Origin of the sequence: Geodermatophilus sp. FMUSA9-8 (assembly GCF_037034165.1) — a bacterium.
In the GTDB taxonomy this organism is placed as follows: domain Bacteria; phylum Actinomycetota; class Actinomycetes; order Mycobacteriales; family Geodermatophilaceae; genus Geodermatophilus; species Geodermatophilus nigrescens.
On the sequence record NZ_JBAGKE010000014.1, the window covers coordinates 1 to 15597 of the forward strand.

Here is a 15597-nt window from a genome sequence, read left to right on the forward strand (position 1 = left end):
CCCCCCCCCCCCCCCCCCCCGCGGCGGGGGGAGAAATGGACACCCCCTGGAGTGTCCCGCCGCATCTCCAACACAGGGAGGGACTGCCCCCCGTCTGGCGTCGCCCTCAGCGGCCCACTTGAGAACAGGCTGGCGGGGACGTTTCCGCGGAAAGGCGAACAAGGGGTGCGGCCTGCAAACGCTTCCGCGGAAAGGTGAGCGCCGCTCAAGAAGTGCCCCGCGTGCAATCGAAAAGTTGGCGACCCGACCCGCAACGCTCCGCTTCCCGAAGCAAAGCGCATCTCATCTTGGTCATCAGGCGGAAAGCTCATCAATCTAGGGGGCGGGACACCCGCTGTTGTATGTGCTTTCTAGCCGGGCTCGTCGGTGTCGCTGATGCTCGGCATGTCCTGTGAGGGGTCCATGCCGGACTCGGGTGGTGCATTTACAAGCACGCCCGCCGTGACAGCGCCGACGAGCGCCCAGGCGAGGAGCATGGCGGTCCGCCGGGAACTAGGCGGAGGGCGCCGCCGCCGCGGGTCTCGTGCGGGTCGACCTGGTGCGAGTCTCGCGGGCCGTCGCGTCGGCATCCCGTGCCGAGGCGGCCCCTGCGCCTTCAGGGCGGCGCGGTAGCGGCGCACGCGCCTCGCGATCATCCAGCCCGCGAGGAGGACCAGCCCAGCGATGGCGAAGCCGAGAACCCATGGCCGCACCGACGGCTTGAGGATTACAGCGACTACGAGACCGGAGATGAGAGTGGACACGGTCTTGCTTGCGGTGTCCCGCCACCACGAAGGATCGCGCCACCAATGCCACTCAGGCACATGCTGCTTAGTTGCCTGCGGAGTTTCTTCGCCTGCCACGTACCTAGCGTGACCCTGGCGACCGACGAAAGTGCAGGGGGGCGCGCCGTACATATGTGCGAAAAGTGACTCCAGTCACCCATATGTGGAATCGGGGTCGGTGAGAGCCCCGCGGAGCCGCTTGCCGCCCCAGACCTGGTTGCCCGTTGAGGACCACCAGCGGCGGCCTGGGCGGTGGCAGGGTTGGCACCAGGTGCACCTGCGCATCGACTTGCTTGTCACCGTCGTCTGGTGCGGTCTCGTTCGGCGCGACCGCGCGTCGAAACCCTAAGCTCAGGTCGTGACCGGTCCGGCGGGCGGAGGTGGTGGCGACTTGGCCAGCCGTGCGAGCGGTCCCATTCAAAGCGGCCCGGCGGTTCTGGTCCCGCACGACCCGCAGTGGGCGCCGCTCGCGGCCGAGGGGCTGACGGAACTGCGTCGGGCACTGGCTCCACTGGTCGACGTGAGCGCCTGCACTTTCGACCACATCGGCTCCACCGCGGTACCCGGCTTGGCCGCCAAGGCGTCGATCGACCTGCAGGTGCTTGCCCCCGCGTTGCCCGAGCCGACGGCCCTGGACGCCGCGCTTGCGCCTCTGGGATGGGTTCCGGCGCCTGGCAGCCGACCCGACTCGCCGGGCGTCTTCCGCGACATCCCAGCTCCCGGCGACACCGAGCCGGAGGAGGTCTGGGCCAAGCGGCTGTTCGCCTCCAGCAACCCGGCGCGGCCGGCGATCCTGCACCTGCGCCTGTCGGCATCCCCATTCGGCAGGCGCACCGTCGCCTTCCGCGACCGGCTGCGCGCCGACCCGGACCTACGCGCCTCCTACGAGGAGCTCAAGCGTCAGCTGGCCGCCGCCCACGCCGGAGATCCGGACTACGACGACTACACGCGAGGCAAGACCGCCTTCATCCGCGCTGCGACGGCGCGCTGACCGATCGTCCCTGCGGGCTCGGACAGGTCCGGGGTGCGCCGAGCCGCGGGGGTGCCACAGCTCTGACTGGCTGGCGACGCTCGCCACGTCCGGGTCGTCGCCGGCGTCCTTGTCAGGGGAGGGCGAAGCGCTGGCCACCGGCGTCCAAGACCAGTCCCCGGACGTTCTCGGACCAAGCCACGACACGGTGGCCCTGAGCGGCCCACTAAGGGACAATAAGTCGAGACGTCGCTAACGCAGTTACTTCCTTGCGTCCTAGTCGTTGGAACGAGACAGGAGGAGGAACAAATCACCAGACTTTGAGTCGTCAGCGATGACTGCCTCGAGACTTCCCCCGCCAGCTTGGCTGTAGCGCGCCGCCCCCGACGTGTTTCCGTCGGAGCCGCTTTCGTTGGTTGTGCCCTGGAAGCCGAGGTTCTCGAACTGCACCGCGTATGCAGCGAGCACCTCCCCGGCATCGGCGTCGTCATCGAGAGCGACCACGACGTTGTAGCCGCCGGTCAGACTCCAAGAGTGGCCGGGCGGACCGGTGACGCGTCCGCCAGGTTCGAGCACGACGACCGTCCCGTCGGGGTCGAACGCGTCTGGCGGGATGGCGACCAGCTCGCCGACCTCCGGGGCATCCCACTCGTCAATCGGTGCAGGAGGCGACGGCAGGTCAGTCTGGATGGTCGTCACGTTCGGTGGAAAGTAGTTGTCGAAGCTTTGCCGCCGCACAAGCACGTGTCGAAAGCTCGCACCGCCAGATTCGCCCCAGTGCAGTGAGACCTGGTAGCTCTCGGGCGCGTCTTCCCGAGACGCGAGGATCTCGCACCAGAGCAATTCGCTACGAACGGTGCAGACGTCGCCGTCCTGGTCAAACGTGCTGACGTCGTACCCGGACTCTCCCACCTGTTCCATCAGGTCTTGCAGGACCACGAGAGGTTCCGTACCGGTGATGATAAGGACCGCATCCCAGTCGCCCTCTTGTTCGGCGGGGAAGACTGTCCCGAGGAGCTCGGCATCTTCCGGCACCGCCAGCACCGAATCGATGCGGGACCCCGCATCCTGGCGATCCGAACGGCTCTCGCTACAACCCGCAGCGGCCACCAGTAGACCTGGGCAGATGATGAATGAGCGAACCCAAGACCCACGGGACAGCATCGCGCCATACTGCCCGAACCTGCGGCTGGCATCGAGCTAGACGAGAGGTGGTGCGCCCTCACGGCGACCCGCGCGGCCGATTTCTCTGAGCGGCCCACTTAGGGACAGACATCGGCCCGGCAGGCTCGATCTAGCGGCCCAACGGTGTTCCATGGCGCTTAGGTTGGCCACCATGTCCTGGCGGCCCCCGACAACAGCTCCGACGCCACCGCACCGCGTCGACCGCTACGCCTTTCGGGTCGGTGACCTCAGCCGCCCCGACGACAAGGACACCAGCTACGCGCTCGTCCTCCCCATGACCGTCTGGACCCAGACTGGCGGTCACCTCTGGTGGAGACGCTGGAGCGATCCCTACGTCGAGGTAGAGGTCTGGATCTTGGCTGACTGGGTGCAGGAGGCCTACGCCGACGGGTGGTGGCAGCAGGACGCCCTCCATGACGAACTTGACCTCTGGGACAGCGGGCAGATGACCGTCGGCAATGACACCCGGCGCGCGGTTCAATGGCTCGACGATCAGACCTCTGCCAGGGTCGCGCAACAGGCCTTCGACGCCGACCTTGCGGCACTGCGCGCAGAGCGCATAGGGCCTGTCCCATAGGCCGCCTTCTCGCGCCCGTATCCCTGAGCGGCCCACATTGGGACACCAAGCTTCCATGCCGACGGCGGTGGCTTGACAGTCTGCACGGCCCTGGTGATCAGGCGATGAGCCCGATCAGCAGCATGACTGTGCCCGCGACGATCGCTAGCGCACCGGCGGCCGTGTACCAACCCCGGGTAGCCCCCACGTGCGCCTGCAACGGATTCGCCAAGGGGCTGCTTTTTGCGGCTGCTCGGCGCTCCCATGAGGCGTCGAATCGAACGAGACGTGTCCGGCCGAGTAGCAGCCCTCCGCCGAGCACGATGGCGAAGATGCCGACGGCCACGAGAGTCGTCACGTTCCGCCCCGTCCTCTGAGGATGCAACCGGCGGAACCCTGTGCGCGCCCGACCAAGCGCGCAGCCGCAGGGTGTCCCATAGGCCGCCTTCAGGGACAGGTCCGCCGCCTCGGGTCGCCGTCGCCACGCGGGAGACGCCAGCTGGCGACCCGGCAGGACAGACTTGCGCCCCTGCGCAGCCGTCCCGTAAGGCCCGCCTGGTGGACCTTCCCGCATGGGAGGACAACCAGGACACCCTGCGGGCCGGCAGGGCAGCGCCGTCCGCGAGCGGCTCGACATCCACGTCATCGTGTCGCGGGAGGGCTGCTGCGTGGCCGAACCGATACATCTGGGAGCGCCTTATCAGCCACCAGTAGCCGGGCGGACGAGATGAGCCTTGCCGTCAATAATCGCCATAACCGACAAGTGGAATGAGGCCTGCGACGACTGGCCGCCCGGAGCTTCTGACATCTCCTGCGCATGCCCACAGCTTCACTCAAAGAGCGTCTAAGACGCGGCACGAATGCTACCTTGGTAGCCAGTTCGGCCCCCGCTTCGCGGGGGCCTTCGCCGCTTCTAGGGGTGACTCGTTGGCCATTGTTGGCAGGTGCTGAGAATGCACGGCGGAGTCAAGTTCTTCACCGGCGCACCCGCCGGGGCTCGGCACTATGTGGAGGCCGGCCGGTACCGCGCGGATGACTACTACCTGGCCGAGGGGGCCGGCGTCGCCCGCCGCTACACCGCCACTGCCGCCGGGTCGGTGGCCGAGTTGGCGCCGCTGGACGGCGACGCCTACGAGTCCTGGGTCGCCGGCATCGACCCCGACACTGGGGAGTCGCGGGGGCGGCTGCACAGCGACGCCCGTGCGGTGCGGTTCGTCGAGGTCATCGTCAACGGGCCCAAGTCCTGGTCCCTGGCCGCCGCCCTGCACCCGGATGTCGCCGCGGCGTACGACGCGGCGCAGGACCGCGCGGCCGAGCAGATTCTTGGCTGGCTCGCCGCCCACGGCACCACTCGTGTGGGCCCGCGCGGCGGGCAGGTGCTGGTGCCGGTGGAGGGGATCGAGGCCGCGGTGGTGCGGCACCACACGTCGCGGGCGGGGGATCCGCACCGGCATCTGCACCTGCAGATCAACACCCGGGTGTTCGCGGACGGGCGGTGGCGGGGGTTGCACACCGTCGGTGTGCGGGAGGCCATCGCCGCGATCAACGGCATCGGGCACGCCGCGGTCATGTGCGACCCCGGCTTCCGCACGGCGCTGGCATCCCACGGCTACCGCCTGGACGGAACTGGAGAAGTACGGGAGCTCGCCGAGTACACCGGATCCTTCAGCGCCCGGGCGGCGCAGATCGGCCGCAACATCGACCGCTACGAACAGCAGTGGACCGCGGCGAACCCCGGGCGGACACCCGGGCCGCGCTTGCGGCGGGTGTGGGACGCCCGCGCGTGGGCCGACGGGCGGCCGGACAAGGTCCTGCCGCAGCCGGGCGAGGACCTCACCGCCCGGTGGGTGGCTGAGCTGGCCGGGCTGGGCTACGTCGACCGGGACCGGCCGGTCGACTTGGTGCCGGTGCCGGTGGGCGGGCTTGACCGCGATGCCGCGGTCGACTCGGTGCTGACCCGGCTGGCCGCCGGCGCGTCGGCGTGGAACGCCGCGGAGATCCGGGGCGGGGTCGAGCAGTGGATCGCCGCGCACGGCGTCGTCGCCGAGCCGGCGGTGCGCCTGGAGCTGGCCGAGGATCTCACCGCCCGCACCCGGGCCGCCTCCGTGCCGCTGCTCGATCGACGCGGCGTGCCCGAGGACGTCCGGGCGTGGACCTCCCGCCCGGTGCTGGAGGTGGAGGCCGACCTGGTTGCCCGGCTCGCCGCCCGCGCCGAGGCCTCGCCGTCCCCAGGCCCGCAGGCGCACGGGGCCGAAGTGACACCGCCAATGCCGGGCGGGCTGGACGCCGGGCAGATCGCGGCGGCCGCCGCGCTGGCCGGCCACCAGGCGCTGGTGGTCGTGGAGGGCGCGGCCGGGGCGGGCAAGACCACCCTGCTCGCCGCCGCCCGCAACCTGCTCGAGGCGCAGAGTCGTCAGCTCATGGTGGTGACCCCGACGCTCAAGGCGGCCACGGTCGCCGCCGCCGAGGTCGGCGCCCGCACCGGGTCGGCGGCGTGGCTGGCCCACCAGCACGGCTGGCGGTGGGACGACGACGGCACCTGGACCCGCCTGGCGCTCGGGGACGGCGACCTCCGGACCGGGACGACGTACGCCGGACCGCAGGACGCGGCCCGGTTGGCTGCGGGGGACCTGCTGGTGGTCGACGAGGCCGGGATGCTCGACCAGGACACCGCCCGCGCCCTGCTCGTCCTGGCCGACGAGCAGCAGCTGCGGGTGGCGCTGGTCGGGGACCGGCGGCAGCTGGCCGCGGTCGGCCGCGGTGGGGTGCTGGACCTCGCCGCCGGCGCCGTCGACCCTCCCGCCCACCTCGCCCTGGACGAGGTGCACCGGTTCACCCGCACCGACCCCACCGGCGCCGTCACCCCGGACGAGGAGTACGCCGCCCTGACGCTGGCCATGCGGGCCGGTGACGATCCGGGTGCGGTGTTCGACGCGCTCACCGCCCGCGGGCAGATCACCGTCCATCCCGACCTGGCGGCGCTGCAGGAGGCCCTGGTTGGGCTCGCCGCGACCGCTTCCCGGGACCGGCAGGCGGTGGCCGTGGTGGTGGACACCCGTGAGCAGGCCGCCGACCTCAACGCCGCCATCCGCGACCGGCTGGTCGCCGACGGCCGCGTCGACGACACCGGGGCGGTCAGCACCCGGGCGGGGCAGCGGATCGGCGCCGGGGATCGGATCACCACCCGCCGCAACGACCGCGACCTGGGCGTGGCCAACCGCGACACCTGGGCCGTCACCGCCGTCGACGAGGCCGGTTGGCTCCTTGTCACCCCCACCGAAGACCGGCCCATCGGCGATGTCACCCCCGGCCTTGTCATTCCGCGCGCCGTCACCCCGGGCGGGGCACGGGAGCGGGTGCTGTCCGCCGCCTACGTCACGTCGCACGTCGAGCTGGCCTACGCCAGCACCGCGCACGGCGTGCAAGGTGACACCGTGCTCGCCGCGCACATGGTGGTCGGTGAGCACACCGGCGCCGCGTCTGCCTACGTGGGGATGACCCGCGGCCGGTGCGCGAACACCGCCCACCTGGTCGCCGCCGACCCGGCCGAGGCACGGGAGCAGTGGATCGCGGTGTTCGCCCGTGACCGGGCCGACCTCGGCCCCGGCCACGCCGCCGCCCTGGCGGCAGCCGAAGCCGCCCGGTATGCCCCGGCCCGCCCGCTCGACGACGCGCTGGGCGACCTGCGCCGCGCTTGTACGGCCGAACAGCGGGTCCTCGACCAATTGGCCTTCTGGCAGCGGCTGCAGGCCACCTACCAGCGCCAGGTCACCACCGACGCGGACGGGGCTGCCGTGATGTCCGCGGCCGAAACGGTCCACCGGTCGGCGGCGCGCGACGCCGCCGATGCGCGGCAGCAGGTCGAGGCCGTCGGCGCACTGGTCGACGCGACCGCCGACCGCATCCACGGCGACCTGCTCACCCGCTGGGACGCCGACCGGACCGGCGCCGCCCACGCCGCCCGCACGGTGGCCGACGGACCCGGCCGGCTCGGCCTGCGCCGCGCCGCCGTGGTCCGCGCCGCCGGGCAGTTGAACGCCTGGGCCGGACGATGGCGCCCGCACCTGCCCGACCTACCCACTGACCCCCAGGCGCTCGCGGAGGTCGCCGGCTCGGCCGACGACCGGCCCACCCTGGAGGCCGCCCTCAGCGCCGCCGCCCGCCGGGCCGCCGAACGAGCTCATCCGCAGCACGCCGTATCGCGAGAGGCCGCCCAGGCGGCTCAGCGCGCTGCCGACCAGGCCCAGCACCGGCTGGACGATGCCCGCTGCCGGCACGAGGACCGCCTCGCCGGCACCGCGCCCCCGGACAAGGGAACCGCCGAACGGCTCACCGAGGCCCAGCGCGAACTCGCCGACGCGCAGCAGCGGCTGACCGACGCCCGCGCCCGCATCACCGGCCTGCGCCACGAGCCGGCCCTGGCCACCCTGCCTCCCGGCCGCCTCGACGACGAGCGCGCCGCCTGGCGAGCCGATCGCGACGCCGACACCCACGGGCGGGCGGCAGGCCGGTGGCCGGCCGCCGCTCCTCTCGACGAGCGTCCCGTGCCGCTGCCGGGCGGACGGGCCGTCGGCCACCGCAGCCCGGGCCCCTCCCTCGGGCGGTGAGGTCGGAGCCAGGGTCGAGGCTCGGCCGGTGCTCAGGACCCCCAGCAGCGAGCGGCGGACGAAGGAGAGGGGAGAAGACCAGGAGACCTGCAGGAGATCTGTCGGGTCGACTTCGTCCGCAGGTGTCAGCAAACAGCCGAAAACGGCGCCTTCTCCCGTGCAGGCACCCATCGACCCGACAGGAGCCACCGTGTCCGACCCCATCACGAAGCGCCAGCCCGACCTGCTCACCATCACCGAAGCTGCCGAACTCCTCCGCGCCCCGGTCGCCACCCTGCGGTACTGGCGACACCTGGGCACCGGACCGCGCAGCTTCCGCCTCGGCCGCCGCGTCCTGTACCGCACCGACGACCTCCACGCCTGGATCGCGCAACAGCACGCCCAGGCCCTCGACCGTCGATGAGCGGGCATTGTCCACAGGCCTGCCGGCCTCCCCAGAGACTCGAGACGGCGTTGACCCAGGGAGCCGTCGTGGGCACGGTCATCTGATGGCCGGCAGCATCACCGTGGACGTGCTCAGCGACGGCAGCAAGCGGTACCGGTCGCGGTACCGCGATGCTCGTGGGCGGCAGCACGAGAAGCGATTTCTGCGCAAGGTCGACGCCCAACGATGGCTCGACGAGCAGACGTCGGCGATCGTCACGCAGACCTGGACGGCGCCGGAGCGTGGCCGGGTCACCGTCGATGCCTGGGCAGAGCAGTGGCTCGCCGCGCAGACGGGGCTGAAGCCCAGCACGCTCTACCGCTACCGGTCACTGCTGCGCGTCCAGATCCTGCCGCGCTGGGGCCGGCACCGGCTGGCCGACGTCACCCATGCCGAGGTCGCCTCGTGGGTGGCCCAACTCGTCGCCGGCGGCCTCGCGCCGGCGACGGTGCGGCAGGCGCACCGGGTGCTCGCGCTCATCCTCACCCTTGCCGTCCGTGACGGGCGCATCCCGCGCAACCCGGCGTCTGGTGTCCCGCTGCCCAGGGCGCGGCGCGCCGATCCCCGGTTCCTCACCCGCGAGGAGGTGGAGCGGCTGGCGGACGCGGCGGAGGAGTACGGCGACGTCGTCCGCCTGCTGGCGTACACCGGCCTCCGGTTCGGCGAGATGGCCGCCCTGCGGGTCCGCCGGGTCGATTTCCTCCGCAAGCGGCTCACCGTCGCCGAGAGCGCCACGGAGGTCGGCGGCACCGTCGAGTACGGAGCGCCCAAGACGCACCAGCAGCGCACCGTGCCGATCCCGAGCATCCTCCTCGAGCCCCTGTCCCGCCGCTGTCAGGGCAAGGGGCCCGACGACCTCGTCCTGACCTCGCCGGGCGGCGCGGTGCTGCGCTCGGGCAACTTCCGGCGGCGGTTCTTCGACCCGGCGGCCACCGCCGCCGGGCTCGAGGACCTCAGCCCGCACGACCTCCGGCACACCGCCGCGAGCCTGCTGGTGGCCAGCGGGGCGAACGTCAAGGCGGTCCAGCGGATGCTCGGTCACGCCTCCGCAGCGATGACCCTCGACGTCTACTCCGGGCTCTTCGACGACGACCTGGGCGCCCTCGCGGAACGCATGGACGCCGCCCACCAGGCATCCGTTACAAGACGTCACGGTACGTAGTGTGGGCACCGTGTGGGCACGGGGCCCCATCGCCAAGATCGGCGATCATGTACCAACCTTCTGACCTGTACGTATATCGGTGGGGCGGGTGGGGCTCGAACCCACGACCCAGGGATTATGAGTCCCATGCTCTGACCGGCTGAGCTACCGCCCCCGACGTGTGCCACCCAGCCTGCCAGACGCCCGCGCGCCTCTCAGCGGACCCACAGCGACGCCCCGGCTCCGGTCCAGCGGGGTCCGCGAACGTCGGTGCTCCCCGGACGACGAGGAGCACCGTGGACGACCAGCAGACCCCTGCCGGCGCGCGCTGGCAGCCGCCGGCCTGGCACCCCGAGCACCCCTCCGGCGCGCGGTCGGCCACCGCCGAGCTGCCGATGCCCGCGGCTGCCCCACCCGCCGCGCCTCCACCGGCCGCCGAGCGCCCGCGCCGCTCGCTGCCGCCGCGGCTGCGCAAGCGTGCCGCGGTCGGTGCGGCCGCCGCCGCGCTCCTGGCGATCGGTGGTGCCGGCGGCTACGCCGTCGGTTCGGCGACCGCCGGCGACGACGCGGCCGGCACCGCGGTGGTCCAGCCCGGCACGACCGAGGACGGGACCACCGGCACGCTGCCCGGCGGCGGTCAGGGTCTCCCGGGCGGCGGCGTCCCCGGCACCCCGCCCGGCCTCGGCGGCACCGACGACGGCACCGACGACGGCACCACCGACGACGGGACGGGCGGCACCATCTGAGCCCCGCGGCCCGGCCGGGCCGTCAGTCCCGGCCGGGCCCGTCGAAGTCCGGTCCGCCGAACCCGCGGTCGCCGGGACCGTCCATGCCGAGGCCGTCGGCCAGTCCGTGCACCACCAGCGAGACCAGCGTCGCCAGGAGCACCAGCGCCACCACCGCAGCGATCGCCAGCCGCACCGCCGCCGGGCCGCCGGACCGTGCGCCCGCCACCGTCGCCCGCACCTGCTCCCACGCCATCGACCCGAGCGGGCGCCACCCCGGCGGGCCGAGGCGCACGGGCGCCGCCGCGGGCAGGTCCGCCGTCAGCGGCGGGAGGTCGCGCAGGTGCACCGCCGCGAAGGCGGCCGCCATCCGGTCGCTGCCCTCGTCCGGCGTCAGCAGCCCCCGTGCCACGGCGTCCTGCAGCGCGTGCACGGTGGCCGCGCGGTCGCTGTCGGCCGCGCGCATCGGCGGCGCCTGCTGCGGCATGCCCGTCGCGTCCATGTCGCTCCTCCCTCTCGAGCCGGTCCGGCGCGCCAGCGTGCCCGCGGCACCTGTGACGCACCTGTGAGCCACGGCACCCCCGCGACGGGCCACGGGACGCTCCGTGGCGCTCCGTGCGTCGTCCCACACGTCCCGTCAGGACCGCAGGTCACACGCTTGAGAGCGCAAGTACCCGCGCCGGGTCCTTGACCGTTTCGTTACCTGGCCTGCTGAACCCGTAGTACGTTCGCCCGCGGTCCTGCCGGGCCCTCCTGCTCCTCGATCCCCGAGGACACCGGCCGGGCCCCGCCTGACCGCCGGCCTCCGCGCCGGGGGACCGGGACCTCTCCGAGGCCCCGGCTCGGTCACGTCCACGCACGGGGAGCGTGGACGAGCCGCGCGCCCTCCGGGGCCGTGGTGACCCGGGGAGGCGGTCGCGAGGAACGGAGACCCGCCGTCTTGGCGTCCCTGCACCACCGGACCGTCCGCACACCCCGTCTGCGCCGCGCCGTGCTCGCCGCCGGTGCCGCCGCGGGCCTGCTGCTCACCGCACCGTCCGTCGCGCACGCCGACCCCGACGACGACGTCGCCGCCGCGGAGGCCGCCGAGCGGGACCTCGTCGCCGAGGTCGCCCGGATCCAGGGCGAGGTCACCGCGGCCGAGGAGCAGCTGCAGCGGATGACCGTCGAGGCCGAGGCCGCCGCGGACGCCGCGCTGGTCGCCCAGGCCGAGCTCCAGGCCGCACAGCAGCAGGCCGCCGTCGCCGCCGCCGAGCTCCAGGCCGCCCGCGACGCCGTGGCCGCGGCGCAGGCCGAGGTGGTCGAACTCGGCCGCGAGGCCTACATGGGCGGCGGGGGAGCCGACCTGGGCGGCACAGCCTCGGTGCTGCTCGACAGCGAGGGCCCCCGCGAGGTGCTCGAGCGCGCCGCCACCCTCGACCTGCTCGGCGCCCAGCGCTCGGAGACGCTCGAGCAGTACGAGATCCTGGAGACCCAGGAGGCGGCAGCCGACGCCGCCGCCCGCGCCGCCGTGGCCGAGCGCGACGCCGCCTCCCGTGCCGCCGCCGAGGCGCAGGCCGCCGCCGACGCCCGCCTCGCGGGCGCGCAGGCCGAGTTCGACGCCCGCGCCGCCGAGAAGGCCCGTCTCGACGAGCGGCTGCGCGCGGCCGAGGTGGAGCTGCTGCGCCTGCGCGGCGTCCGCGACGCCGAGGCCGCCTACGCCGCCCAGCAGGCCGCCGCGCAGCAGGCCGCCGTCAACGTGCGGTCCGCCCCCGCCGCCTCCGGCGGCGGCATCGCCCCGACCACCGGCCGGGTCACCTCCTGCTACGGCGCCCGTTGGGGGACCATGCACTACGGCGTCGACATCGCCGCGCCGATCGGCACCCCGATCTACGCGCCCGAGCCCGGCGTCGTCCTGCAGGCCGGGCCCGCCAGCGGCTTCGGGCAGGCCGTCTACGTCCAGCACGGCGACGGCTCGATCACCCTCTACGGGCACGTCGACAGCTTCGACGTCTCGGCCGGCCAGGTCGTCAGCGCCGGCCAGAAGATCGCCGAGGTGGGCAACCGAGGCCAGTCGACCGGCCCGCACCTGCACTTCGAGGTGCACCAGGGCGGGCTCTACGCCAGCCGCGTCAACCCGGTGCCGTGGCTGGCCGCGAACGGGGTGTCGCTCGGCAGCTGCTGAGCGCGGGCTCAGCCCCGGCGGCCGCGCAGCCGGCCGAGCAGGTCGCCCGTGCCCCCGACGGTGCGGGCGGCCAGCGCCAGGATCGGCCCGCCCGGGATGCCCGGCGCCGCCTCCACGATCGGCGCCAGCCGCATGAGCTCGGGCAGGTCGCGCACCCGCAGCCGGCGGCGCACCAGGGCCGCGGCCGGGTTGGCCCGCCCGGAGGCCGCCTCCAGCAGGACGTCGGCGGGCGCCTCGACGACGGCGCCCGCCGGCCGGCCGCCGTCGACCCGGGTGACCGTCCACCCCGGCGGGTCCGCGGCGAACAGCCACCCGCCGTCCGGCGTCAGCAGCGCCGCCCCGCCGCGGATGCCGGAGGACGCCGCGAGCGACCCGGTCACCTCGGCCAGCGCGGCGAGGCCGGCCTGCAGCACCGGCGGCGGGACCGGGGGAGCGCCGGCCGCCGCGAGGTCCAGGCCGTGGACGGCGAGCTCGTAGACCTGCCCGAGCACCACCGACAGCAGCGGCAGCCGGCCCACCGTGGACACCGCGGGCGCGAGGTCGAGCTCCGGGGCCGCATCCGCCAGGTACCGCACGGTGGCCTCGCGGTTGCGGCGCAGCGCGGCGAGGACCTCGTCGCGGGAGGCGTCGCGGTGCGCGGCGGTCACCCGCGCGTTGGTGGCGTCGACGTCGGGCGGCGTCCCGCGCCCGCCGGCGCGGGCGGAGGCGGTCAGGTCGGCCAGCGCCTCGTGGTCGGGCCAGGCGCCCAGGTGCACGCACACCTCGTGCGCCCGCCACCCGGGCAGCCGGCTGGGCCGCGCGAGGTCCACCGCCTCCGCCTGCGCCAGGAAGGCGTCCCACGCCTCCAGCACCAGCGGCCCGACCACCTCCCGGCCGGCCCCGGCCAGCCCGCGCTGCGCACCCGTCACGCCCGGCCCCTACCCCGGCCGCGGCGCGGGCACCCCGACGGGGGAGACCCGCCCGTCCCGACTGCAGAACGGAACGGTTCCGGCCGTAGTCCCCCTCGTGACGGTGCTGGAGGGCGGACGGCGGGCGCGCACGGGGGCGCCCGCCGCGCCGCCGCGCCGCGCCCCCGGCTGGCTGTCCGCCGGCCTCTACCGCCCGCTGGCCGAGGACGACGAGCGCGCCCGCTACTGGGTGCGGCACGTGCAGACCGGCGTGCTGCTCAGCGAGATCGCCGGCTGGGCGTGCCTGGTCTACACGATGACCACCCCTACGCCCGGGCACCGGCACCCCGTGCTGCTCGCGCTGGCGGGCGCCGTCGTCGTCCTGACGCCGCTCGTGCTGCTGCTGCCGCTGGACCGCGTGGTCCGCGACCTGCGGGGGCCGCTGCTGTTCTACGCGTGGAACGCCGCGGTGACGGCCATCGTCACCACCGCGGCCGCCTTCGACGGCGGCGCCGACAGCCCGCTGCCGGTGCTCTTCTTCCTCGTCCTGGTGTTCATGGCGGTGGCCTACCCGCCGGCCGGCGTGGTGCTCACCGGCGCGCTCATGACGACCGCCTACGTCCTGCTCGTCGACGGGCCGCTCGGGCCGCAGACGCTGCTCGTGACCACGGTCCTCGGCACCGTCACGCTCATCTGCACGCTGTCCTCGGCCAACCAGTGGGCGGCCCAGGACCGGCAGGTCCTGCTGCTGCGCACCCAGGAGGCGCTGGCCACCACCGACCCGCTCACCGGTGTCCCCAACCGCCGGGTCTTCCTCGACCGGGTGGGGCGCGCGGTCGCCGCCCGGGACGGGCGCTCGGTGGTCTGCATCGTCGACCTGGACGGCTTCAAGGGGGTCAACGACCGCGACGGGCACGCCGCCGGTGACGCCGTGCTACGCCGGGTGGCCGCCGCGCTCGGCGCCGCGGTCCGCGAGACCGACACCGTGGCCCGGCTCGGTGGCGACGAGTTCGCCGTCCTGGCCGCCTCCCCGGGGCCCGCCGACGACGCCGCCCTCGCCGACCGGGTGCGCGCGGCCGTCGCCGGGGCGGGCGCCGGCCGCGGGGTGACCGCCAGCGTCGGGCTGGCGCTCGTGGGCCCCGGGGACGACGTCGCGGGGGTGCTGCACCGCGCGGACGGGGCCATGTACCGGGCCAAGGCGGCCGGCGGCGACAGGGTGGGCGATCTCGCAGGGTGACGGCCGCGCCCGCTCACCGAGTACGCAGAGTCACCGGAACGTCGTCGTCCCCGTTCGGCGACACCCCGCGCGGCAACGGGGTGTGACGGCCGGCCCGGTGTACCGTCAGGGCAGCCCGGAGCCGGGTTGGACACCTCCGGCCAGGTCGTGCTATGGCGCTGACCAGCACTTCCGTGCCCCGAGCGGCGTGTGGGACCTCTCCTGCACCAGCCGCCCCATCCGCACTGGCGCGACCGGCACTCCATCGTGCACACTGTCCCCAGTACCCCTGGTCCACCCGTGCCGACCACAGCCTGTCACCGAACCGATCGTCCGTTGGGGAAGACGAGACCGATCGAGTCGATGGAGGTGCCTCGTGCGGCAACGGTCTACCCAGGGTGTGGTCTTCGTGCACGCCTGCCCGAAGGCGCTCTGCCAGCACGTCGAGTGGGCGCTCGAGCGCGTCATCGGCGCGCCGGTCTCCCTGTCGTGGGCCGACCAGCCCGCGGCGCACGGGTCCTACCGTGCCGAGGTCGCCTGGACCGGTGCCCCCGGGACGGGCGCCAAGCTGGTCGCCGCGCTGCGCGCGTGGCCGATGCTGCGCTTCGAGGTGACCGAGGAGGCCAGCTCCGGCAACGACGGCGAGCGGATGTCCTACGTGCCCGGGCACGGGGTCTACCGCGCGCCGACGAGCGCCAACGGCGACCTCGTCGTCACCGAGCAGCAGCTGCGCACCCTCGCGGCCACCGCGACGTCGGTGGAGGCCTTCCGCCACGGCGTCGACCAGCTCCTGGGCGCGGCGTGGGACGCCGACCTCGAGGTGTACCGCTACGCCGGCGACGGCAGCCAGACCACCTGGCTGCACCAGGTCGTCTGAGCCGGCGCCCGCGGGAACGCGCAGGTCACGATCCGGGCACGACGACGTGAGCGCCCCCGGCACCCCGTCGTAGGCTCGTCG

13 protein-coding genes and 1 tRNA gene are annotated in these 15597 nt (G+C 74.0%); 9 read left to right on the plus strand and 5 right to left on the minus strand.

Annotated features, from left to right (window positions below):
• Positions 1-1122 precede the first annotated feature (1122 nt).
• Complete coding sequence (locus WA616_RS23000) at positions 1123-1755, plus strand: GrpB family protein (RefSeq protein WP_336033523.1); 633 nt, start codon at positions 1123-1125, stop codon at positions 1753-1755.
• 255 nt (positions 1756-2010) lie between these two features.
• Here WA616_RS23000 and WA616_RS23005 read toward each other — a convergent pair whose 3' ends face one another.
• Positions 2011-2844, minus strand: a complete 834-nt coding sequence (locus WA616_RS23005) for a hypothetical protein (RefSeq protein WP_336033525.1) — start codon at positions 2842-2844, stop codon at positions 2011-2013.
• A gap of 226 nt (positions 2845-3070) precedes the next feature.
• Here WA616_RS23005 and WA616_RS23010 point away from each other — a divergent pair, with 226 nt between their 5' ends.
• Positions 3071-3496: a hypothetical protein gene (locus tag WA616_RS23010; protein WP_336033527.1), complete on the plus strand. Its 426-nt coding sequence runs from the start codon at positions 3071-3073 to the stop codon at positions 3494-3496.
• Positions 3497-3593: 97 nt separating this feature from the next.
• Here the strand turns inward: WA616_RS23010 and WA616_RS23015 are convergent, their stop codons facing one another.
• Positions 3594-3833 carry a hypothetical protein gene (locus tag WA616_RS23015; protein WP_336033529.1) on the minus strand — a complete coding sequence of 80 codons (240 nt, stop codon included), beginning with the start codon at positions 3831-3833 and terminating at the stop codon, positions 3594-3596.
• A gap of 595 nt (positions 3834-4428) precedes the next feature.
• Between WA616_RS23015 and mobF the strand changes: the two genes are divergently transcribed.
• From mobF to WA616_RS23030, 3 genes are all read left to right on the plus strand, one after another.
• A complete protein-coding gene (gene mobF, locus WA616_RS23020) occupies positions 4429-8082 on the plus strand; it encodes a MobF family relaxase (protein ID WP_336033531.1) in 3654 nt (1217 codons plus the stop codon).
• Positions 8083-8272: 190 nt separating this feature from the next.
• Positions 8273-8485: a helix-turn-helix transcriptional regulator gene (locus WA616_RS23025; RefSeq protein ID WP_336033533.1), complete on the plus strand. Its 213-nt coding sequence runs from the start codon at positions 8273-8275 to the stop codon at positions 8483-8485.
• Positions 8486-8570: 85 nt separating this feature from the next.
• On the plus strand, positions 8571-9668 hold the full coding sequence (locus tag WA616_RS23030) for a tyrosine-type recombinase/integrase (RefSeq protein WP_336033534.1): 1098 nt from the start codon (positions 8571-8573) through the stop codon (positions 9666-9668).
• Positions 9669-9748: 80 nt separating this feature from the next.
• Here the strand turns inward: WA616_RS23030 and WA616_RS23035 are convergent.
• A tRNA-Ile gene (locus tag WA616_RS23035) sits at positions 9749-9822 on the minus strand.
• Positions 9823-9943: 121 nt separating this feature from the next.
• On the opposite strand from WA616_RS23035, the gene WA616_RS23040 reads away from it, so the two are divergent.
• A complete protein-coding gene (locus tag WA616_RS23040; protein ID WP_073419319.1) occupies positions 9944-10393 on the plus strand; it encodes a hypothetical protein in 450 nt (149 codons plus the stop codon).
• A 22-nt stretch (positions 10394-10415) separates the two neighbouring features.
• Here the strand turns inward: WA616_RS23040 and WA616_RS23045 are convergent, their stop codons facing one another.
• The gene (locus WA616_RS23045; protein WP_336033536.1) at positions 10416-10874 is read right to left on the minus strand and encodes a DUF1707 SHOCT-like domain-containing protein; all 459 of its coding nucleotides are present in this window, start codon (positions 10872-10874) and stop codon (positions 10416-10418) included.
• A gap of 438 nt (positions 10875-11312) precedes the next feature.
• On the opposite strand from WA616_RS23045, the gene WA616_RS23050 reads away from it, so the two are divergent.
• Complete coding sequence (locus tag WA616_RS23050; RefSeq protein WP_245794352.1) at positions 11313-12536, plus strand: M23 family metallopeptidase; 1224 nt, start codon at positions 11313-11315, stop codon at positions 12534-12536.
• An 8-nt stretch (positions 12537-12544) separates the two neighbouring features.
• On the opposite strand, the gene WA616_RS23055 is transcribed toward WA616_RS23050, so the two are convergent.
• Positions 12545-13444 (minus strand): maleylpyruvate isomerase N-terminal domain-containing protein, encoded by a 900-nt coding sequence (locus tag WA616_RS23055; protein WP_336033540.1) that lies wholly within the window; start codon positions 13442-13444, stop codon positions 12545-12547.
• A gap of 97 nt (positions 13445-13541) precedes the next feature.
• Between WA616_RS23055 and WA616_RS23060 the strand changes: the two genes are divergently transcribed.
• Positions 13542-14660 (plus strand): GGDEF domain-containing protein, encoded by a 1119-nt coding sequence (locus WA616_RS23060; protein ID WP_336033542.1) that lies wholly within the window; start codon positions 13542-13544, stop codon positions 14658-14660.
• Positions 14661-15015: 355 nt separating this feature from the next.
• Positions 15016-15516: a DUF3145 domain-containing protein gene (locus WA616_RS23065; RefSeq protein WP_073419323.1), complete on the plus strand. Its 501-nt coding sequence runs from the start codon at positions 15016-15018 to the stop codon at positions 15514-15516.
• The last annotated feature ends 81 nt before the right edge of the window (positions 15517-15597 follow it).

Bases quoted from the DNA above. Each gene is read 5' to 3' on its own strand.
- WA616_RS23010 (WP_336033527.1), top strand. From the start codon at position 3,071: ATGTCCTGGCGGCCCCCGACAACAGCTCCGACGCCACCGCACCGCGTC.
- WA616_RS23045 (WP_336033536.1), bottom strand. From the start codon at position 10,874: ATGGACGCGACGGGCATGCCGCAGCAGGCGCCGCCGATGCGCGCGGCC.
- mobF (WP_336033531.1), top strand. From the start codon at position 4,429: ATGCACGGCGGAGTCAAGTTCTTCACCGGCGCACCCGCCGGGGCTCGG.
- WA616_RS23030 (WP_336033534.1), top strand. From the start codon at position 8,571: ATGGCCGGCAGCATCACCGTGGACGTGCTCAGCGACGGCAGCAAGCGG.